General features: G+C 57.3%; 17 protein-coding genes. 12 read left to right on the forward strand and 5 right to left on the reverse strand.

What is annotated here, in order from left to right; translation table 11 throughout:
• Positions 1-2: 2 nt before the first annotated feature.
• From QP868_RS05390 to cydC, 4 genes are all read left to right on the forward strand, one after another.
• Complete coding sequence (locus tag QP868_RS05390; RefSeq protein ID WP_284925588.1) at positions 3-2,105, forward strand: DNA gyrase/topoisomerase IV subunit B; 2,103 nt, start codon at positions 3-5, stop codon at positions 2,103-2,105.
• Positions 2,106-2,272: 167 nt separating this feature from the next.
• The gene (locus QP868_RS05395) at positions 2,273-3,844 is read left to right on the forward strand and encodes a cytochrome ubiquinol oxidase subunit I (protein WP_284925589.1); all 1,572 of its coding nucleotides are present in this window, start codon (positions 2,273-2,275) and stop codon (positions 3,842-3,844) included.
• Positions 3,845-3,853: 9 nt separating this feature from the next.
• Entirely contained in the window at positions 3,854-4,888 is a 1,035-nt protein-coding gene (gene cydB / locus QP868_RS05400) for a cytochrome d ubiquinol oxidase subunit II (RefSeq protein ID WP_284925590.1), read from the forward strand.
• Complete coding sequence (gene cydC, locus QP868_RS05405) at positions 4,885-8,160, forward strand: thiol reductant ABC exporter subunit CydC (protein ID WP_284925591.1); 3,276 nt, start codon at positions 4,885-4,887, stop codon at positions 8,158-8,160. The genes cydB and cydC overlap by 4 nt, the downstream gene beginning before the upstream one ends.
• Before the next feature lie 13 nt (positions 8,161-8,173).
• Here the strand turns inward: cydC and sepH are convergent, their stop codons facing one another.
• Positions 8,174-9,112 carry a septation protein SepH gene (gene sepH / locus QP868_RS05410; RefSeq protein ID WP_284925592.1) on the reverse strand — a complete coding sequence of 313 codons (939 nt, stop codon included), beginning with the start codon at positions 9,110-9,112 and terminating at the stop codon, positions 8,174-8,176.
• Positions 9,113-9,227: 115 nt separating this feature from the next.
• On the opposite strand from sepH, the gene QP868_RS05415 reads away from it, so the two are divergent.
• Positions 9,228-10,325, forward strand: coding sequence for a ferrochelatase (locus tag QP868_RS05415; protein WP_284925593.1), 1,098 nt, complete (start codon positions 9,228-9,230; stop codon positions 10,323-10,325).
• A 14-nt stretch (positions 10,326-10,339) separates the two neighbouring features.
• On the opposite strand, the gene QP868_RS05420 is transcribed toward QP868_RS05415, so the two are convergent.
• Positions 10,340-10,561: a hypothetical protein gene (locus QP868_RS05420; RefSeq protein ID WP_284925594.1), complete on the reverse strand. Its 222-nt coding sequence runs from the start codon at positions 10,559-10,561 to the stop codon at positions 10,340-10,342.
• 271 nt (positions 10,562-10,832) lie between these two features.
• Between QP868_RS05420 and QP868_RS05425 the strand changes: the two genes are divergently transcribed.
• On the forward strand, positions 10,833-11,135 hold the full coding sequence (locus tag QP868_RS05425; RefSeq protein ID WP_005882411.1) for a DUF4193 domain-containing protein: 303 nt from the start codon (positions 10,833-10,835) through the stop codon (positions 11,133-11,135).
• A gap of 18 nt (positions 11,136-11,153) precedes the next feature.
• Here QP868_RS05425 and QP868_RS05430 read toward each other — a convergent pair whose 3' ends face one another.
• Positions 11,154-11,603 carry a DUF3093 domain-containing protein gene (locus QP868_RS05430; RefSeq protein WP_005882413.1) on the reverse strand — a complete coding sequence of 150 codons (450 nt, stop codon included), beginning with the start codon at positions 11,601-11,603 and terminating at the stop codon, positions 11,154-11,156.
• A gap of 81 nt (positions 11,604-11,684) precedes the next feature.
• On the opposite strand from QP868_RS05430, the gene dut reads away from it, so the two are divergent.
• The 3 genes from dut to QP868_RS05445 all read left to right on the forward strand — a co-directional run bounded on the left by dut (position 11,685) and on the right by QP868_RS05445 (position 13,254).
• Positions 11,685-12,125 carry a dUTP diphosphatase gene (gene dut / locus QP868_RS05435; RefSeq protein ID WP_005882415.1) on the forward strand — a complete coding sequence of 147 codons (441 nt, stop codon included), beginning with the start codon at positions 11,685-11,687 and terminating at the stop codon, positions 12,123-12,125.
• Positions 12,126-12,130: 5 nt separating this feature from the next.
• Positions 12,131-12,949 carry a DUF3710 domain-containing protein gene (locus QP868_RS05440; protein WP_284925595.1) on the forward strand — a complete coding sequence of 273 codons (819 nt, stop codon included), beginning with the start codon at positions 12,131-12,133 and terminating at the stop codon, positions 12,947-12,949.
• A gap of 83 nt (positions 12,950-13,032) precedes the next feature.
• Positions 13,033-13,254 (forward strand): single stranded DNA-binding domain-containing protein, encoded by a 222-nt coding sequence (locus QP868_RS05445; RefSeq protein ID WP_284925596.1) that lies wholly within the window; start codon positions 13,033-13,035, stop codon positions 13,252-13,254.
• Positions 13,255-13,263: 9 nt separating this feature from the next.
• Here QP868_RS05445 and QP868_RS05450 read toward each other — a convergent pair whose 3' ends face one another.
• Together QP868_RS05450 and QP868_RS05455 are read right to left on the reverse strand one after the other, a co-directional pair.
• Entirely contained in the window at positions 13,264-13,917 is a 654-nt protein-coding gene (locus QP868_RS05450) for a potassium channel family protein (RefSeq protein WP_284925597.1), read from the reverse strand.
• Positions 13,914-14,585 carry a potassium channel family protein gene (locus QP868_RS05455; protein ID WP_284925598.1) on the reverse strand — a complete coding sequence of 224 codons (672 nt, stop codon included), beginning with the start codon at positions 14,583-14,585 and terminating at the stop codon, positions 13,914-13,916. The genes QP868_RS05450 and QP868_RS05455 overlap by 4 nt, the downstream gene beginning before the upstream one ends.
• 130 nt (positions 14,586-14,715) lie before the next feature.
• On the opposite strand from QP868_RS05455, the gene QP868_RS05460 reads away from it, so the two are divergent.
• The 3 genes from QP868_RS05460 (at position 14,716) to acnA (ending at position 20,729) form a co-directional block, all read left to right on the forward strand.
• The gene (locus QP868_RS05460) at positions 14,716-16,635 is read left to right on the forward strand and encodes an APC family permease (protein ID WP_284925599.1); all 1,920 of its coding nucleotides are present in this window, start codon (positions 14,716-14,718) and stop codon (positions 16,633-16,635) included.
• Positions 16,632-17,885, forward strand: coding sequence for a class I SAM-dependent RNA methyltransferase (locus QP868_RS05465; protein WP_284925600.1), 1,254 nt, complete (start codon positions 16,632-16,634; stop codon positions 17,883-17,885). The genes QP868_RS05460 and QP868_RS05465 overlap by 4 nt, the downstream gene beginning before the upstream one ends.
• A gap of 156 nt (positions 17,886-18,041) precedes the next feature.
• Entirely contained in the window at positions 18,042-20,729 is a 2,688-nt protein-coding gene (gene acnA / locus QP868_RS05470; protein WP_284925601.1) for an aconitate hydratase AcnA, read from the forward strand.
• Positions 20,730-20,738 lie beyond the last annotated feature (9 nt).

Consider the following 20,738-nt stretch of genomic DNA (forward strand, 5'->3'; position numbering starts at 1 on the left):
CGGTGGCAACATCGGATTACGGAGCACGGCAACTGCAGGTCCTCGAAGGTCTCGAGGCGGTGCGTAAGCGTCCCGGAATGTATATCGGATCCACCGACTCGCGTGGCCTTATGCACTGTCTGTGGGAAATTATCGACAACGCTGTCGACGAAGCGTTAGGCGGTTACGGCGAAAACATCACGGTGACCCTCCACGAAGACGGATCTGTCACGGTCGAAGATAACGGGCGTGGAATTCCCGTCGACATTGAACCTCGTACGGGGCTGACTGGTGTTGAACTCGTCATGACGAAGCTCCATGCCGGAGGAAAGTTCGGTGGTGGTTCGTATTCCGCAGTGGGTGGCCTCCACGGTGTGGGCGCGTCGGTTGTCAACGCCCTGTCAAGCCGCTTGGACATCGAAGTGACGCGGTCTTCTAAGGTGTACCGCATGTCCTTTAAGCGGGGAGCGCCCGGAACGTTCACGGATAAGAACGAGCCACACCCGGATAACGACTTCACCCCGTTTAAAAAAGAGTCCAAACTGGAGGTCGTCGGCAAGGCTAAACGAGGTGTCACCGGTACCAAGATTCGCTACTGGGCCGACCCTCAGATCTTTATTCGCGACGCTAAGTTCAACTATGACCGCCTTGTGGATCGCGCACGTCAGACGGCCTTTTTGGTTCCGGGCCTTAAAATCACGCTTGTCGACAATAGGGGAGTAGCAGTCGACGAAACTGGTGCGCCGATTCCTCACCGCGTCGAAGAGTTTCAGTTCGACGGCGGGATCTCCGCATTCGTCGACCACTTGGCACATGATGCCGCGCTGACGGACACGTGGCGTTTTACGACCCAGTCGTCGTTTAAAGAAACAGTTCCGGTTCTTAACTCTTCGGGACACATGGAATCGCAAGAGGTTGAACGCGACATTACGGTCGATGTCGCGCTGCGGTGGGGAAACGGCTACGACACGATGTTGAAGTCGTTCGTGAACATCATCGCGACTCCCAAAGGCGGAACGCACGTCTCTGGTTTTGAACAAGGAATTGTCAAAACGATTCGCAAGGCAGTCGAAAGTAATGCTCGTCGCCTCAAAGTGGGCAAGGACAAGCTAGAGAAAGACGACATCCTTGCTGGCCTCACGGCAGTTGTGACTGTCGCTCTCGCTGAACCACAGTTTGAGGGTCAAACAAAGGAAGTGCTGGGAACGCCTCCTGTGCGAGGAATCGTTTCTCGGGCGGTTGAAAGAGAACTAACATCCATCCTGGAGTCCTCACATCGCGCTACTAAGTCCCAGGTGAATACCTTGTTGGAAAAAGTGGTTGCGGAAATGAAATCGAGGATTTCGGCACGTACGCACCGTGAGAATCAGCGGCGTAAAACCGCATTGGAGAGTTCGTCCCTGCCTGCCAAGCTGTACGACTGCAGGAAGTCCGATGTAGACGAAACAGAACTCTTCATTGTTGAAGGTGATTCGGCGATGGGGACGGCAAAAGCGGCGCGAAACTCAGAAATGCAAGCGCTTTTCCCTATTCGCGGAAAAATCCTCAATGTGCAAAAGGCCTCTGTTGCCGACATGCTCGCCAACGCCGAATGCGCTGCGCTTACACAGGTCATCGGTGCGGGCTCGGGGCGCAGCTTTGATCTAGAACAAGCGCGTTACGGCAAAGTCATCATTATGACCGACGCTGACGTTGACGGCGCGCACATCCGAACATTGCTTCTCACACTGTTCTTCCGCTACATGCGTCCACTTGTCGAAGCCGGCAGGGTGTTTGCCGCGGTTCCACCTCTGCACCGCATTGAAGTGGTCAACCGGGGTAAGGAAAACGATGTCATCTATACGTATTCGGAAGCCGAACTGCACAAGACAATCGCGCGGTTAGACAGGCAGAAAAAGAGCTACAAGACGCCTCAGCGCTACAAAGGGCTGGGAGAGATGGACGCTGACCAGTTGGCGGAAACGACCATGGACCCAGAACACCGGATGCTTCGTCGGGTGACCATGGACGATGTCGCAAAGGCTGATACCACGTTCAACCTCCTGATGGGTTCCGAGGTGGCCCCGCGTAAGCAGTTCATTGTGTCCGGCGCTGCCTCACTTGACGCTCAGCGAATCGACGCGTAAGCCTCACGTTTAACCGCACTGTCCATCAGGCAACTTCCGCTAGCCGAAAAATGAGACCAACCATTTCGAATGCGTCTCACGTAGCCTGAAATCCTGTGAGTATCGTTAAAATTGTGGTGGATTAACCACACTGTTGCGCACGTGGTGTGCACATTTGAGGAGGCGACGTGGACCCGGTACTCATCGGCCGGTGGCAGTTTGGAATTACCACCGTGTACCACTTCTGGATGGTCCCGCTCACCCTCGGGCTTGGACTGCTCGTGGGTATTATGCAGACCCTGTACTACCGCACTGGTGATGAGCGGTGGCTACGCTCCACAAAGTTCTGGGGCAAGCTCTACCTGATTAACTTCATCATGGGTGTTGCGACCGGTATTGTTCAGGAATTTCAGTTCGGAATGGCGTGGAGTGAATACTCACGCTTTGTGGGAGACGTTTTCGGGGCGCCTCTTGCGATGGAAGCACTTATCGCGTTCTTCCTCGAATCGACTTTCTTGGGAATTTGGATCTTCGGTTGGAAGCGACTTTCCAAGCCGTTGCACTTGACTGTTCTGTGGGCCGCCGTGATCGGATCATGGCTGTCGGCCTACTTCATTATTGTGGCCAACTCATGGATGCAACACCCCGTGGGCGTTGAAATGATCGACGGACGTCCAGTGATGGTTGATGTTGTCGCTGTTTTGACCAACAACACGGCCCTGTGGGCTTACGCTCACACACTGGCTGGTGCGGTCGCCGTGGGCGGCGGGTTCCTTGTGGGTATCGCGTGGTACCACCTGTGGCGCCGTCGCAAGGACGGCATCGACACGGTTGATGACAAAGGCAATGTTGTCGTCGGAGACGCTCCAGAAATTGCTGGACGTGACGCAAAAGATCACTCAGTGTGGATCAAATCGCTCCGCATGGGTGCATGGACGGCCATCATCGCGTTTGTGTTCGTAGCAATTACAGGTGACTTCCAAGCGAAGCTCATGTACGAACAGCAACCCATGAAGATGGCGTCGGCAGAAGCTGCGTGCCACGACGGTGGACAGTTCTCGGTTCTGACCATCGGTAAGCCCGACCTCAACTCGTGTGACTCGGTTAAGCCCATTATTGAGATCCCTGGCCTCTTGTCCTTCTTGGCAAAGGGCGACTTCACCAGCGACGTGCCCGGTGTGAACACCCTGATTCCGGAATATGAAGAGAAGTACGGCACCACTCTGCCGGAAGGCGACATGTACGGCGAGTACTCGGGCGCAACCGTGGACTACCAGCCACTCATGATCGTCACGTACTGGGGCTTCCGTATGATGATCGGATTCGGTGTCCTCTCAGCAGCGTTCGCCGCATTGGCATTGGTGCTCACTCGCAAGGGCACTGTGCCACAAGCTAAATGGTTGAACACTCTCGCAGTCTTGTCGATCTTCGCTCCCTTTATCGCGAATACGGCAGGATGGGTGTTCACCGAAATGGGACGCCAGCCGTTCGTGGTGGCCCCCAACCCTGACCCGTCAGGTGTTGACGGCGTGTTCCTTTACACGGCAGCGGCGATTTCACCGTCAGTTACGGCCGCTGAACTCCTGTTCAGTTTGATCACGCTGACACTGTTGTACGGTGCGCTCATGGTGGTTGAGCTTAAGCTCATCATCAAGTACACCCGGGGTGGTGTTGCTTCTGCCATGCCAGAACTCGACACCCGCAACAACAAGCCCACCGTTGATGCGAAGAACGACGACGTCTTGGCGTTCGCTTACTAAGGAGTGGCAATGGAAATTCTGCAGATTATCTGGTTTATTCTCATCGCCGTTCTGTGGTTGGGATACCTTTTCCTCGAAGGCTTTGACCTGGGCGTAGGTGTCCTCATGAAGACACTGGCGAAAAACGAAAAAGAACGTCGCGTTCTTCTCAACTCGATCGGTCCGGTGTGGGACGGAAACGAAGTGTGGCTGCTGACCGCTGGTGGTGCTACCTTCGCGGCCTTCCCCCTGTGGTACGCCTCCCTGTTCTCGGCTCTCTACCTGCCGCTGACGCTCGCTCTCGTTGCACTGATCCTCAGGGCTGTGTCGATCGAGTACCGCGGAAAAGGTCATTCGGATCAGTGGCGTAACTTCTGGACGTGGGCCATGGCTGGAGGCTCAGCCGTAGCCGCCTTCTGCGTGGGGGCCATGCTCGCCCTGACCACGACCGGACTGCCTCTAAACGAAAACGGAGACAATATCGGTGGCCCATTCGCGTGGGTAAACGTGTACGCCATTATCGGCGGTCTGGGAGTCCTTGGATTCTCGATCCTGCACGGTCTGCTTTTCGTCAGCCTCAAGACTGACGGCGACATTCGCCACCGTGCTCACGCGCTAGCCGCGAAGTGGGGTCCTGTGTTCTTGCTTCCGATCGTCGTATGGGTCGTCATCGTTCAGGTGATGCACGGTCCTGCGTGGGGCTGGGCAGTGATCGCGCTTGCCGCAGTGTTCGCAGCAATCAGCTGGGTACGCCTGCGTGCAGGTTCCGAAAAGGGTGGATTTATCTTCCAGGGTCTGTTCCTGGTCGCGGGAGTCGTAAGCGTCTTCGCCTCGATCTTCCCCAACGTTCTGCCATCCACAATCAACCCGGAGTTCTCGCTCACCCTTGCAAACGCATCGTCGTCTAACTACACGTTGGGCGTCATGCTGTGGGTGACGGTGATCTTCGTGCCCATCGTCCTGGCGTACACGGTGTTCTCGTACACGCTGTGGGCTAAGCGTCTGCACGTTGAGCACATTCCGGAAGCACACCAGATTCCGGTGGCTGCTCGCATCAAAGCGTGAGTAAGTCTCCCGTAGCGATAGCGCTCGGTGCACCTCAGGGTGCCCGGGCGCTCGCTTGGTTGGGGCTCGTCGCTGTCCTTAAAGCGGTGGGCCTGGTTCTCATCGCCGAATCCTGCGCGCGTGGCATCGTCGCCCTCATGCACGGCGAACCGTTCGAGTTTGCTCTACTACTCGGGTGCGTTGGCGCGACTATCCGCGGAGTGGCCGTGTGGCTGACAAAAGCCGTGGGAGCACGTGCCTCGGTCGGGTTCAAAACTGAGCTACGGTCGCGGGTTTTGGACCGGGTCACAGCGGGTTCAGGCCGGGACACAGGCGTTTCTGACGGAGCCCTGGCGGTGAGTGTCACGCGCACTCTGGATGAACTCGACGACTATTTTGTCCGCGTCCTACCGGCTCTGTTAACCACCATGTGCGTGCCGGCACTGATCATCGTGCGGATTCTGTTTGCCGATTGGGTTTCGGCCGTCGTCATTGTTGTGACGCTTCCGCTGGTGCCGCTCTTCATGATCCTGATCGGCAAGTACACGCTTGAGCGTGTCAGTGAAGCGACCCAGTCGCTCGATCAACTGTCGAACAATCTTGTGGAGCTGGCCCGAGGCTTACCTGTTCTGGTGGGCTTGGGGCGCGTGTACGCACAGACTGCAGCGTTGAAGTCCATGAGCGAGTCATATCGCACCACCACCTTGCAGACTTTGCGCGTTGCTTTTCTTTCTGCGCTCGCGCTTGAGCTTATTGCGACCCTTTCGGTTGCGGTGGTTGCGGTGTTCATTGGTGTTCGGTTGGTCAGCGGCAGTTTGGATTTACAGGCCGGTCTGCTCGCGTTGATCCTGGCCCCTGAATGCTATTTGCCCCTGCGTCAGTTGGGTGCGGCTTTTCACGCAACAGAAAACGGGATGGCTGCGTATGAGCGGGTTAAAAGTGTGATTTCGCGGCCGGTGAATGCGCCTGTTGAGTGCCGCCCTGGTTCTCTGGCCATCGCCGAGGTGTCCGTCACCTACGCGGGTCGACCTCGGCCGGCGCTGTCCCCAGTGTCAGCGACCTTTTCAGGCCTCACAGTTGTGACGGGTGGCTCTGGAACGGGTAAGTCAACGTTGCTGGGTGTGTTGGCAGGTCTTGTTAGGACAAACGACACGTGTACCGTGAGCGGGCACGTTGTGGGTGTTCCCGAAAGGATCGCGTATGCCGGTCAGGCGCCACGCACGTGCGGAGAAACGTTAGAAGAAGAAGCCCAGTTGTACGGCGCTGAGCTCACGCCTTATCTTCAGCGCGTGGGCCTGGACCTTGACCCACACACCCCTCCGTCTGCGTTGAGCCCGGGGGAGTTGCGCCGTTTTGCGATTGCGCGCGCTCTCATGCGGGTGGACGCAGGAGCAAAACTGCTCATTGTCGATGAGCCAACCGCCCACTTGGACGCGCAGACGGCGCACACGATCCGCACGGAACTTCTCAACATCTCCCAGTCGATTCCCGTGATCGCTGCGACCCACGACCCAGAACTCATCAACCTGGGCACGGAACTTCGCTTAGATGGGGCCTCAAGCTCAACTGAAACAACAACCACGACCACCGCGGACACCCAGCCTGCGCATACACCCAAAGCAGCGCCCACCTCGGCGCCCGAAACCCAGATCAGCACCTGCACGGCTCTTCGCAGGCTGGTGAATGCGATGAACGTGTTTTCTGCGAAGTTCATCGGATCTACCTTGTTCGCGGTGGCTGCGGTTGCGTCGGCGGCGGCGCTTTCGGGTGTGTCCGCGTGGCTCATTGTGCACGCGTCTTTCCAGCCACCCATCATGTATTTGTTGGTGGCGATCGTGGGTGTGCGGTTCTTTGGGCTGTCACGGTCGGTGTTTACGTACGTGAAGCAGCTGTTGCTTCACGATGCGATGCTGACGTCGCTTACGCAGCTGCGCGAACGCGTGTGGTTGGGTTTTGCGCGGGCCGGAACCGCGAACCGCACCTTGCTTCGAGGGGAGTTGGCACTCACCCGGCTGGTTGCTGATGTCGACGATGTGCGTGACGGCGCTCCCCGCGTGGTGCAACCTCCGATTGTCGCCGCCGTCGTTGCGGTGGCTGCGATTGTTGTGATGGCGCTCATTCACCCGTGGGCTGCTGTGTTGACCGCGGTGTGCGCGCTGGTGTGCGTGGTGTGTGCCCCTGCGGTGACGCTTGTGGTGGACGGGCAGGCGAGTTCCGCACGTTTGAGCACGCGCACGCAGGTGTTAGCGCGTATCAGTGCGTTCTTGTGGGCACGTGAGGACGTTCTGGTCAATGGTAGGGCCGCCGAGGTGGTCGACAGTATTCGCGAAACCGACAGGCAGGCTTCGCACGCCGAACTCAGGGTTTTGTGGGCTGCTGGAATTGGTGAGGGAATTGTCACCGTGGCAACGACGCTCAACGCGGTTCTCATGTTGCCGTTGTTAGCGTCTGCAGTGGCCAGTGGAGAGGTGTCGCCCGAACTTCTCGCAGTGACGGTGTTGCTGCCGCTCGCGCTCATTGACTGTTACATTGACTCGTTGACTGCCGTGCAGAACTGGCCGGCTCTCAAGCACAGCCTGGCTCGGGTTCCAGCGCTCGATGAACGTGGCGAGATCCGTAAGGACACTAGCGAACCTGTCGCGGAATTCGACTCTGCAGAACTTGAGAAGGTGGCTGCCCGCTGGCCGGGCATGACCGAGGACGTCTTTAGTGACGTTTCAGCTTCCATTACCCCAGGGTCATGGACAACCGTGACGGGCCGTTCAGGATCAGGAAAGACCACGCTGATAAGCCTCCTGCTGCGTTTCATTGATCCAGTGAGCGGAAAGTACACGCTCAACGGCGGTGACGCACTTAAGCTGACGGCCACACAACTGTCTTCGGTCTTTGCGTGGTGTCCGCAAGAGTCACACGTCTTCGACTCCACGGTGCGCAACAATCTGGCGATTGCACGTGACCGGGACAACGCTCCAACAGATCAAGAGATTCGCGATGTTCTTGTCCGTGTGGGCTTGGAAGAACTGGCAGAAGTCGACTCCAGGATTGGAGCGTCCGGCGCGTATTTGTCGGGTGGTCAGCGTCAGCGATTAGCTGTCGCCAGAACCTTGCTGGCCGGGGCGCAGGTCATCATTCTTGACGAGCCCACCGCCCATTTAGACGAACAGTTAGCGACTTCGCTCATGGACGATCTGCGTGAGATCTTGCACGACAAAGCGGTAGTCGTAGTGACCCACGACCACACGCTTATCCGGCCGAGCGACCGCGTGATTGCCGTGGGTGAGCTACGCCGCTAGTGATCCGTAGAGCCTAGTCCTTTTTCCCAAACATGATTTCGTCCCAGCTGGGAACGGAAGAACGTCCCTTCTTTTTAGGCTGTTCTTCGTGTTGTTCGTCCGCGTCGTCTGTCACGCCTGGCTCGTCCAAAAGCGACGGCTGGTCGTCATCGTGGTAAGCGGGAGCCGCCATAACGGCGTCGTCGTGAGCGTCTTGCGGGCGAGACAGCGCTGAGTGCGCGCCATCTGGTTGCGACTCAGGCGCGTCCGGAACTGAACGCACGATTGGCTGTGTTTCGTTCTTGCGGCGTCGCAGGCTCTCCAAAATGCGCCCGGTTTCGCTTTGTGTGTCACGGGTGTCGCGCTGTGTGTGATCGGCCTCGACGTTGAACACCGAACCGTAGTCGGGGATCGGGCCGGAGTCCGTTGGACCGGTATCGGACAGCCAACGGGCTTCATCGTCAAGTGCTGTGACGGAGCCGGACCGGTATTCCCAGCTTGCGACCGAGGTGGTGTTGCCCGCTGGATAACGCAACTCAACGTGCCACGCTCCGGTTTCGGTACGCCACGCGTCCCACGTCTGGTCCGATTCTTCGATATCGCGTGCCTGAAGGCGTTCGGTGACAACTTCGCTGAGCGGACGCGAACCCGATTCGGAGTACACCGGGCACTGACCAGCGGTGTGCGCGATGTGGCGCCGTTCAGCCAGAATGGGCCCTTCGTACTGCTGGATCTGCGTCAGTGGGGCACCGGTGTCGTGCGCAACGTCTTCGGCCGACATTCCGGAGCGAATCATCGACTGGATCACTTTTGGTCGCACATGACCCGTGCTGTGGCCGGTTACCGTGTGTGTGCGCACTCGACGGATCGCAGCAAAAACGTCCTCGGTAGCGGGCAAAAAATACTCATTACCCTGTTCATCAACGAGTTTGAGCGAGTCATCTTCAATACTTTGAAAAGACAATCTAGTCACAACACACCATCCTTTTAGTCTTTCTAAGCGTGTCACGTCCAGGCGCGTCTCACCGTGATCTTCACGTGGCGAGTCGAAATTCTCTGGGCCATATCCTGCGGGTTAGAGTGGTTGTATGACTGAATCGCCCCTGTCTCCATTCGACGCAGTAGTTCTCATGTCTTTCGGAGGCCCCGAAGGCCCTGACGACGTGGTCCCGTTTCTGAAGAACGTCACCGCCGGTCGCGGAATTCCAGAAGAACGTCTCAAGGAAGTGGGCGAACACTATTACATGTTCGACGGGGTCTCACCCATCAACGAACAGAACATTGCGCTTTTGCAGCAGCTCGAAGGAGAGCTGGAGCGTCGTAGCATAACCACGCCTATCCTGTGGGGTAACCGCAATTGGGACCCGTTCCTCACTGACGTGATCCGCGACCACCACGAACGCACAGGTGCCACGAAGTACTTGGCGATTACGACCTCGGCCTACTCTTCCTATTCTTCTTGCCGGCAGTATAGGGAAGACTTTGGGGCAACCGTAGAAACCCTCAAGGGCGAAGGTATTGACGTGACCATTAACAAGGTGCGTCAGTACTACAACCACCCAGGATTCGTGAACGCGCAAGTGCAGATCATGCGGCACGCGCTGGTTGACTTCGAAGCGAAAGTGGGCGAACTCGACCCGCAGAAGCACCGCATTCTGTACGTCACCCACTCGATTCCCACGACGATGCAAGAGGCGTCCGAGGTGGCAACCGCTGGGTACGCAGACCAGCACCTGCAGCTGATGAACGCAATCGATCAGCAGTTAGACGACTCGCTTCCGCACGAACTTGTGTTCTGCTCCAGGTCAGGGCCTCCGCAGATTCCGTGGCTCGAACCAGATGTGAACGACCGGATGGAAAAGCTCGCTTCGCAGGGAATCACCGGGGTGATTGTGGCGCCAATCGGGTTCGTATCAGACCACATGGAAGTGAAGTTCGACCTCGATGTCGAAGCCGCTGAAACAGCTGAACGTGTGGGCTTGGACTATGTGCGGGCTGCAACGGTTGGAACCAACCCGGCCTTTGTCATGGGCCTTGTGGACTTGCTTGAAGAGAAAGCCGCTCAGGTTCGTGGTGAAGAGCCTGAACAGCCGGCACTCACCCCAGAAGGTCCGGTCGACGGATGTACTTTGGCTCAGTCAGGTCAGTGCTGTAAGGGCAGAACTGACAAGCCAGTCATGCCATAAAGCGCGGTGGGGGATTAGGGTTCTTTGTTAATAACGGGGAGCTGGCCAGTTTCGGTGGCAATAACCTGTCTGATCTCCGAGGTGTCGAGGTCGTGCTCGCGGGCGATCAACTCGATGTTGCGGAGTTCGTCAATGAGCTGTTCTGCGAGGAACTCGTTATCGTTTTCGCGAGCCTCGTTGATTTTCTCCCGCAACAGATCAGCTTTGCGGTCGATCTCGTCGGTAAATTCGCTCATGCGTTTCCCCTCTGCATCAGTGCGTGACTGCGTCTGCGTTATGTAGACAACGTACATGACGAACAGTACCCGTGCCGTCACAGGGTGTCTTTTTATCGCAGAAAGACCAGTTATTGACGTGAGTTCATCTACTGTTTACTCTTATGCGGTAAATCACATGCACAGTCGCTTCTGGATTCTTGCCAAAAGCTACTTGAGAATGCAAAATGCTTTAGACATTGCGCAAACCATGTGTGCATCTGACACTTTTACAGGAGTGTGATTAGGGTTCATGGCCACCGACTACGACGTTCCACGTAAACAGGACGAGGATCTTTCGAGCGATTCGATCGAGGAACTGAAGGCCCAACGCAATCAGCAGCAGGCAAGTCAGGTTGATGAGGACGAAACTGCGGCTGCCGAAGGCTTCGAACTTCCTGGTGCAGACCTCTCCAACGAAGAACTGTCGGTGCGCGTTTTGCCTAAACAGAACGACGAATTCACCTGCACAGAGTGCTTCCTGGTTCGTCACCGTTCACAGATGTCCGACGAATCAGAAGAAGGTAGCCCAGTCTGCACAGACTGCGCTGACTAGTAGCTGACCAGCGGGTGTTTAACCCTGCTGGGTGAGTACCCGAGCGAGTTCGTCTGGATTGTTCGTCGACACAATCCAATAGGGCGTGGGATCGTTCGGGTCCTCAATGTCGACTTTCACAACGTCTTTAGCCCACGGGCGGGTGACCAGGAATGCCCGCGCGTCGAGCTTTTGACCACGTGCCTTAAACGCGTCCTCGCCCTTCAGCGGTGTTGCCTCGGTGATAAATGACCGCTCAATATGAGCGGGGCCAGCGAACAACACGTCCTGTGTCACCGTCACGCGAGGGATAAGCGAACGCAGGGTTAAAGCGACCGCGATGAAAACGACAATCGGGACGATAATCCCTGCGATCCAGGACAGCGGGATCACCATAAGCGACGTCATCGCGGAGAGAACGAGCGCAACAACCCACCACCAGATCGATGGCGTGACGCGTTCGGAATAAAGCGAAGAAGGTGCAGTCATAGGGGCTATTCTTTCACGTCCCCTACGTTTCTTTTGTCGCCGGGCTTTTATTACGATTCCTAGATCGATAGAGTCAAGGGCGTGGAAATCTTACCCATTCAACTCATGCGCGTACATGAAAGCGCCCAGGTCCCCACATATGGTCATCCGGGGGACGCCGGTGCGGACCTGCGCGCACGTATCGATGTGACGGTCCAACCCTTTGAACGCGTTACCGTTCCCACGGGCATTGCGCTAGCGATCCCCATGGGGTATGTGGGGCTTGTGCACCCGCGATCGGGATTGAGCACCAAACACGGCCTCACGGTTGTCAACGCTCCGGGCACGATCGACGCGGGCTACCGTGGGGAAATCAAGGTGGCGCTCATCAACCTGGACCCGCACGAGCCAGTGGAAATCTCGGCAGGCGACAGGATCGCCCAACTTCTCATTCAAAAGGTTGAACGTGCAGACTTTGAAATTGTCGATTCACTCGACGAAACCAGGCGCGGTGACGCTGGGTTTGGATCAACGGGAAAGTAGACACCATGGGATTGTTTAGTAGTTTTTTTGGTCGTAAGGACAAGGCAGAGGACATTGTTGACGACGTCGACGATGTCGAAGAAGTCGAAGATGTCGACAACGAGCCAGAAGACGACGACCGTGCGGACGAAGAGTCACGTGAGAGCGACGTCGCTGAGAACAACGATGATGACGTTGATGATGAACCGCAAAAAGAAGCGCCTCGGGACCGTGTAAAGAACGGCCCCTGGGACGAATCTGAAGACGCGGGGGAAGCTAACCGGATCGACCTCGGAGCCCTGCGCATTCCCGTTATCGACGGAATGCAGGTTCAGCTCGAATCGCAAGAAGAAAACGGGTCAATCCTCGCTGTGTCGCTCATCCACAAGGGCGGTGCACTGCGCGTTCAGGCAATGGCGGCTCCCAAGACCGAAGGCCTGTGGGCCCAAGTGCGCAAGCAGGTTTCAGCAAGCGTCACGGCCGCCGGCGGAACCGCGAAAGAAGTCTTCACCGACATGGGCTACGGATTGTCAGCCGTCATTCCTCATAAGATCGACGAAGACCACGTAACGGTACAGAACCACGAATACATGGGGGTTGACGGGCCACGCTGGTTTCTCATGGGAATTATCGCCCAGACTGATGGCGTGCCAGAGGAAGTTCGCACGGAACTGGTAGAGGTATTCCGGGGAATTATTGTGGACCGTGGCGACGGTCCAATGCCTCCCGGTCAGGTTCTTGAACTCACCCCACCCAATTTGCAGTCAGACGCAGACTCAGCTGATTCCTCTGACGACGATATCGACCCGTTTGAACGCGGGCCCGAAATCGCAGAAGTGCGCTAGAGGCGGTTACGCTGAACACAATCTCGAACTTCGCGGACGTTAAAGCCCGCGATCAGTTGTGTGCTCGCGGGGTGGTGTCCTCGGTGACACGATCCACTCCGCTGGAACCACCTCGGCTAGAAATCACCGTGTCAGACGGGCGTGCGGAACTTCACGCCGTTTTCATGGGAAGGCGTGAAGTTTCCGGCCTCACCGTGGGCCGGCCCGTCATTTTGTGCGGGTGTTTTACAACCGTTGATGGTGACTTGGTGACACTTAACCCGGAATATGAACTGCTCACCACCGTGGACAGTGCGCCGAGCTAACCGGAACGACTAGCTGAACAGTTCACGCAAGCGCGGCTTCACCGAGGCATCGGCAAGGAAGAAGAGTTCGTCCCCATCTACCAGGGTGTCGTCTTGTTGAGGCGCGAAAGCTCTGCCCGAACGCACAACAGCAACAAGAACAGTGTCCTGGGGGAGTTCGATGTCGCCCACGCGCTTACCCAAGACCTCCGAGGCTTCGTGAAGAGTCATCTCCATGAGCGTGGTTCCAGCCTGTTGCAACGTGAGCAGCTGTACCAGGTTCCCCACCTCAACAGCTTCTTCTACCAGTGCGGTCATGAGGCGTGGCGTGGACACGGCTACGTCGACGCCCCAGTTGGAATCAAAGAGCCATTCGTTGCGCGGATTGTTCACACGACCCACCGTGCGAGGAACCCCAAATTCGGTTTTGGCGAGCAAACTCAACACCAAGTTTGTCTTGTCATCACCCGTTGCTGCGACAACTACATCGGAATCTTCTAACTGGGCGTCAGCGAGGCCGTCTAGTTCACACGCATCCGTGTGAACCCACCTGGCATCGGGGACCAGATCACGCCGAATCGCCTGTTTGTCATTGTCAATCATGACGATGGTGTGGCCTTTGTCGATGAGTTCCCGCGCAACCGAACGTCCTACTGACCCGGCGCCTGCAATCACGACCTTCATCGGTTATCCCCTTCTTTGATTGGGCCGTCAAGTGAGCGGACGACGTCGTCAAGAGACTCTGCGCGACACATCACGTGCACCAAGTCTCCGTCTTGGAGGAGGGTGTCTGGCGTGACTTCAATGCCTTCGCCCATCCGTGTGAAATACGCGACGCGAGCTTTGCTGTGGGCTTCAATTTCGCTGACGGAATGGGCCACCCAGTCGGGGTGAACATGGACCTCCGACAGCACCATGCGTCCAGATGGGTCGCGGAATTCGTTGACTGCCCCGGATGGAATGAGCCGGCGCATCATTTGGTCAGCTGTCCACCGCACGGTTGCGACGGTGGGCACGCCTAAACGTTCAAACACTTGGGCGCGTCGCGGGTCATAAATCCTGGCGGCAACGTGTTTGACTCCGAAGGTTTCCCGGGCAACCCTGGCTGCCAGAATATTGGAGTTGTCTCCCGAGGAGACGGCGGCGAAAGCGTATGCGTCCGAGGTGCGTGCCCGCACGAGTGTGTCGCGGTCAAAGCCAATACCGGTCACGGTTGTTCCCGTAAAGTTTTTGCCCAGCTTCACAAACGCGTCGGCGTTCTTATCGATCACCGCAACCGTGTGGCCTTTAGCATCGAGCCCGCGGGCCAGTTGGGCCCCTACGCGTCCACATCCCATGATGACGAAGTGCACGATCCAAACTCCCTTTGACGTACCATTGGTGCCCGTGGCAAACAATTTTGCTCTTCTTAAGCGAATGATTGTTGGGCGACCTTTCCGCAGTGATCACTTTAGACGTGAAGCTCTCCCAAAACGTTTCGCCATGCCAATTTTCGCATCAGATATGTTGTCGTCTGTTGCGTATGCGCCTGACGCGATTCTTCTAGCCTTATCCCTTTCAGGTTTTGTCGCCATGTCGACGGCCCCGTGGATCGGGATCGCAGTGGGTGTTCTCATCCTCATTTTGGTGGGAAGTTACCGACTGAATCTGAAGGCCTACCCAGGCGGGGGAGCCGACTATGATGTGGCCACTCGCAATCTGGGGAATCGTCCCGGGCGGGCAGTCGCGGCGGCCCTGTTAGTTGACTATGTCCTCACGCTGTCTGTCTCCATGGCAGTCCTCGCTAGCTATCTCGCGTCATCCTTCAACGTGCTCGAAGGCTATCTCACGCTTATCACCACGATTGGGATCGCAGTGGTGACCTTGTTTGGCTTGCGCGGTGGACGAGCCATGCCGTTGCTCTTGGCTATTCCGACCTATCTGTTCGTGGGAGCTGTGCTTGTCACAGTGGGTTACGGGGCGATTCGGATTGCGCGTGGTGATGAGATCGAGGCCGCAACCGCCCACCTTTCGGTCGTCCCACTCGACGGTGACATGAAATGGCACGGGGCGGTTGTCACTATCATTATTCTTCGCGCGTTTTCCTCTGGTCTGGTCGCCGTAGCGGGAATCGAAACCGTGGGAACAGCGGTTCCCAAGTTCGCGAAGCCACGTGGCGCCAACGCAGGTAACACCCTGGTGTTCGCCGGCCTTTTGAGCGCCACGATGTTGATTGGTCTCACGTGGCTGGCCACTCAAGTGGGCGTCAAATACGTAAGCGACCCGTCAACTCAGCTCTTCGAACACAGCCAGCCAGTCGGAGACACCTTCCACCAAGTGCCGGTTCTGGCGCAGTGTGCAGACGCAGTCTTTGACCACATGCCAGCAGTTGCCACGGCGATCACCCTCATCACTGCGCTTGTTCTGCTGGTCGCAGCAAACACATCCATGGAGGGGTTCCCTGGACTTGCCTCTAAACTGGCCCGCGACTCATTCTTGCCCAAACAGTTAGCTTCTCTGGGCGACCGCATGACGTTCTCTAACGGCGTGGTGGTGCTGTCGGTGAGTTCGATCGTGCTGGTTGTCCTCACAGGCGCTAACGCTGAACGGCTTATTGATATGTACCTGGTGGGAGTTTTCGCGTCCTTGGCCCTGGGACAGTGGGGCATGGTCAAGCACTGGAACAACCGGATCAGGGCGATCGTGTCGGGTCCTGTGCGCACCCGTATGATGTTCAACCGGGTCGTCAACACTGTTGGCGCGGTGACCGCTTCAGGGATCCTGGCTGTTGTCTTGGTATCCAAGTTCCTGTTAGGCGCGTGGCTAGCACTGGCTCTGATGTTCGTGGCCTATGTGGCCATGGGGCTCATTCACCGGCACTACACCAGGGTCTCGCGGGAACTGAACGTCAACCCCAAAGACGGCAGCGTCAAGGCGCTACCACCTCGGACCCGGGCCGTGGTTGTGGTTTCCGAGATCAACAAACCGACCATGCGGGCGGTTGCTTTTGCCCGCGCTACCCGGCCCAATTTCCTCAGCGCCGTCGCCATCGCGGTTGATGAAGACCAGGCCGCCCTGGTCCAAAAGCAGTGGGACGAACTTAAACTGCCCATCCGGCTCACCCTCTTGGATTCGCCCTACCGCGAACTCATCCGACCAGTCATGAACTACATTGCGCACATGCACGCCAAATCGCCAGACGACCTCATCACGGTGTACGTTCCGCAGTACATTGTGGGACGCTGGTGGGAACAGCTCTTGCACAACCAGGCGCTCTTGGGGCTGCGCAAACGGCTACTGTTTTTGCCCAATGTGCAGGTGGTCACCGTGCCGTGGCGGCTCAAGTCCTTTAACCGCAACCGTGAACTGCTCATGGGTAGAGGCGGGCACGTCGATGAGCGCGTCATGAGGATGTACGAATGAACCACGTAGAACTCACGGTTGATGCACCGGCGGCCGGCGGAGAGTCTGTTGCGCGTACCGCCGGCGGCGTGATTTTTGTCTCCGGTGCGATCCCGGGCGAGCGCGTCCGTGTTGAGATCACCGAAACGAAGAAGTCATTTTCCCGTGGCCGGGTGGCCGAGGTGTGTGAGCCGTCCCCACACCGTGTGCCCGATAGGCGGATTGCGTGGGGGTGCCCGGACGTGGGTGGGGTCGAGTACGCTCACGTCTCATTGGATCATTCGCGCGAACTCAAACGTGTCGCCGCACTTGACCAGTTCGCCCGCATCGGGAAGTTCGACCGCGAACTCATGGACCAACTTGAGCGCGAGTTTCGCGTGACGCCTCCAGTGAATGACGGGGAAGAGTGGCGTACCCGTGTTCAACTCGCCGTCACTGGTGGGTGTGTTGGCATGTACCGGGCGGGTAGCCATGACATTGTTCCCGTGACTCACGTGCCGCTCGCGGTTCCGGGTATCAATGACCTGAATCTGCACCAGGTGGACCTCACGGGCGCTGAACGCGTTGAGATCGCCGTGGGTGAAGCCGGGGGAGCGGTGACCGTGGTAGGGCGTGAAGAGATAGCGCACAGGCTCGCCGAGGTCGTTCCTGAAGGGTGGTCGCTCATGAGTCGTGCGGCCGGAAGGCGGAACCGGTCAAGTGCGGTAACGACGCTCCTTGCGGGGCCTGGGCGCGTGAGCCACACGGTGCGCGGGGTGACCTTTGACCTCGACGCTGAAGGGTTCTGGCAGGTGCACCCGGACGCGGCTGACATTTTGAGCCGAGGTGTCGTGGAGCGGGTGCGTGGCGATGTAGCTGATCTGTTTTGTGGTGCGGGTTTGCTCGCCATTATGGTCGCCCGGGAAACCGGGGCTCGCGTGTGGGGCGTGGAGGGATCTGCGCTCGCGATTGAGAGTGCGCGTTCTAACGCGAAGCGCGCCGGAGTAGATGCCACCTTCGATGTGGGCCGGGTCGAAAAGCTGGGCGCACTCACAGGCGCTGACACGGTCGTGGTGGACCCACCTCGGGCGGGTCTTGATCCTGCCGTTATCCGTTTAATTGCGTCGTCGACGTGTGGGCGTGTGGTGTATGTGTCGTGTGACGGGGCCACATTTTCGCGTGACGCACAACGTCTTCAAAACTCCGGTTTCCAGTGTCGTGACATTCAAGCGTTCGATCTGTTTCCGCTCACTGCCCACGTCGAATTTATTGGGACGTTCGACCGGGTGTGAAGGTAGAGAACTACTGGGATATGCGATAAGATTTATCTTGATGTCAAGATACTTTAGGTAACAGATGTGTGCCCTAAATGGATCGTCTGACGGTTCCGGGTGCGCGTTGGGACAGACCCGCGGTTGCCGGTATCTTCGCAACTAAAAGAGGAGACCATGAGTACTGTCGACAGCTTTAAGTCGAAGAGCACCCTGGACGTAGGTGCTCAGTCGTACGAAATCTACCGTCTAGACGCCGTTAAAGGTTCCGAAAAGCTTCCTTTCAGCCTGAAGGTGCTTCTGGAAAACCTGCTCCGCACTGAAGACGGCGCCAACATCACCAAGAAGCACATCGAAGCGCTCGCTCAGTGGGACGCTAAGGCTGAACCAAGCACGGAAATCCAGTACACTCCAGCTCGCGTGGTCATGCAGGACTTCACCGGTGTTCCTTGCATCGTGGACTTGGCAACCATGCGTGAAGCTGTGAAGGAACTTGGCGGAGACCCTTCGAAGATCAACCCACTGGCTCCTGCTGAACTTGTGATCGACCACTCTGTTCAGATTGACGCGTTCGGAACCGAGCAGGCAATCGAACGCAACATGGACATCGAATACCAGCGTAACGGTGAACGCTACCAGTTCCTGCGCTGGGGCCAGACCGCATTCGACGACTTCAAGGTCGTTCCTCCAGGCATGGGTATTGTCCACCAGGTCAACATTGAGCACTTGGCTCGTGTCGTGATGGCCCGTGAGGTCGACGGTGTGAAGCGTGCATACCCTGACACCTTGGTTGGTACCGACTCGCACACCACCATGGTGAACGGTCTTGGTGTCCTGGGATGGGGCGTTGGAGGTATCGAAGCTGAAGCAGCGATGCTGGGTCAGCCGGTTTCCATGCTCATCCCTCGTGTTGTCGGCTTCAAGCTCACCGGTGAGATTCCTTCCGGTGTCACCGCAACCGACGTTGTTCTGACCATCACCGACATGCTGCGTCAGCACGGTGTGGTTGGAAAGTTCGTGGAGTTCTACGGTGAAGGTGTGACCGCTGTTCCTCTCGCGAACCGCGCCACGATCGGTAACATGAGCCCCGAATTCGGTTCCACCGCAGCGATCTTCCCGATCGACGATGTGACGCTTGACTACCTCAAGCTCACCGGTCGTAGCGAAGAGCAGATCGCCCTGGTTGAGGCATACTGCAAGGAACAGGGCCTATGGCACGACCCTAAGAACGAAGTCGAATACTCCGAGTACCTCGAACTCGACCTCTCCACGGTTGTTCCTTCGATTGCCGGACCTAAGCGTCCTCAGGACCGTATTGAACTTTCCGACGCTAAGTCGCAGTTCGCTAAGGACCTGCCTAACTACACCAAGCCAGGTGAAGAAGCGAAGTCGGTTCCGGTGAAGATGGGCGATGGACGTGAGTTCGAGCTGACCAACGGAAGCGTTGCAATCGCATCGATCACCTCATGTACCAACACCTCGAACCCATCGGTCATGATGGCTGCTGGTCTGTTGGCACGTAACGCTCGCAAGCGTGGCCTGAACTCCAAGCCATGGGTCAAGACCTCGATCGCTCCCGGTTCGCGTGTCGTGACCGACTACTACGAAAAGTCGGGACTGCTCGAAGACCTCGAAGCTCTCAACTTCTTCGTCGTTGGTTACGGATGTGCGACCTGTATTGGTAACTCCGGTCCACTGGAGCCTGAAATCTCGCAGACGATCCAGGACAACGACCTCGCGGTGACCGCCGTTCTCTCTGGTAACCGTAACTTCGAAGGACGCATCAGCCCTGACGTCAAGATGAACTACTTGGCATCACCTCCGCTGGTCATCGCATACGCTCTTGCGGGAAGCATGGACTTCGACTTCGAGTCCCAGCCTCTGGGCAAGGACGCTGACGGTGTTGACGTGTACCTCAAGGACATTTGGCCTACACCTGAAGAAGTCGAATCAGTCATCGAAACCTCGATTGACACCGAAATGTTCGACAGCAAGTACTCCACCATCTTCGATGGTGACGAACGCTGGCAGGCAATCGAGACCCCAGAAGGCAACCTGTTCGCATGGGACGAGAACTCGACCTATGTGCGCAAGCCAAACTACTTCGAAGGCATGTCGCTTGAACCGGACGCAGTTGCCGATGTTAAGGGCGCACGTGTTCTTGCGAAGCTGGGCGACTCGGTGACCACCGACCACATTTCACCTGCTGGTTCCTTCAAGGCTGACACTCCTGCAGGTCAGTACCTGGTGGCTAACGGTGTCGAACGCAAGGACTTCAACTCCTACGGTTCGCGCCGCGGTAACCACGAAGTCATGGTACGCGGTACGTTCGCAAACATTCGCCTTCAGAACCAGTTGCTCGACGGTGTTCAGGGTGGCTTCACGCGTGACTTCACGCAGGAAGGCGCTCCTCAGACCACCATTTACGATGCAGCGATGAACTACCAGAAGGCTGGCACGCCGCTGGTCGTTCTGGGTGGTAAGGAATACGGTTCAGGTTCCTCGCGTGACTGGGCAGCCAAGGGTACCAAGCTCCTGGGTGTTGCTGCTGTTATCGCGGAGTCCTTCGAACGTATCCACCGTTCAAACCTGATCGGTATGGGTGTTCTTCCACTGCAGTTCCCTGCAGGCGAAAACGCTGAATCGCTGGGTCTGGACGGCACGGAAGTCTTCGACATCGAAGGCATCACCGAACTTAACTCGGGCACCACGCCTAAGACCCTTCACGTTACGGCGACCAAGGAAGACGGCCAGAAGGTCGAATTCGACGCAGTTGTACGTATCGACACACCAGGTGAAGCAGACTACTACCGCAACGGCGGTATCTTGCAGTACGTTCTGCGCCAGCTGGTCAAGAAGGACTAACAGCCTCAC

The organism is Brevibacterium sp. UMB1308A, assembly GCF_030230605.1.
Taxonomy (GTDB): Bacteria; Actinomycetota; Actinomycetes; order Actinomycetales; family Brevibacteriaceae; genus Brevibacterium.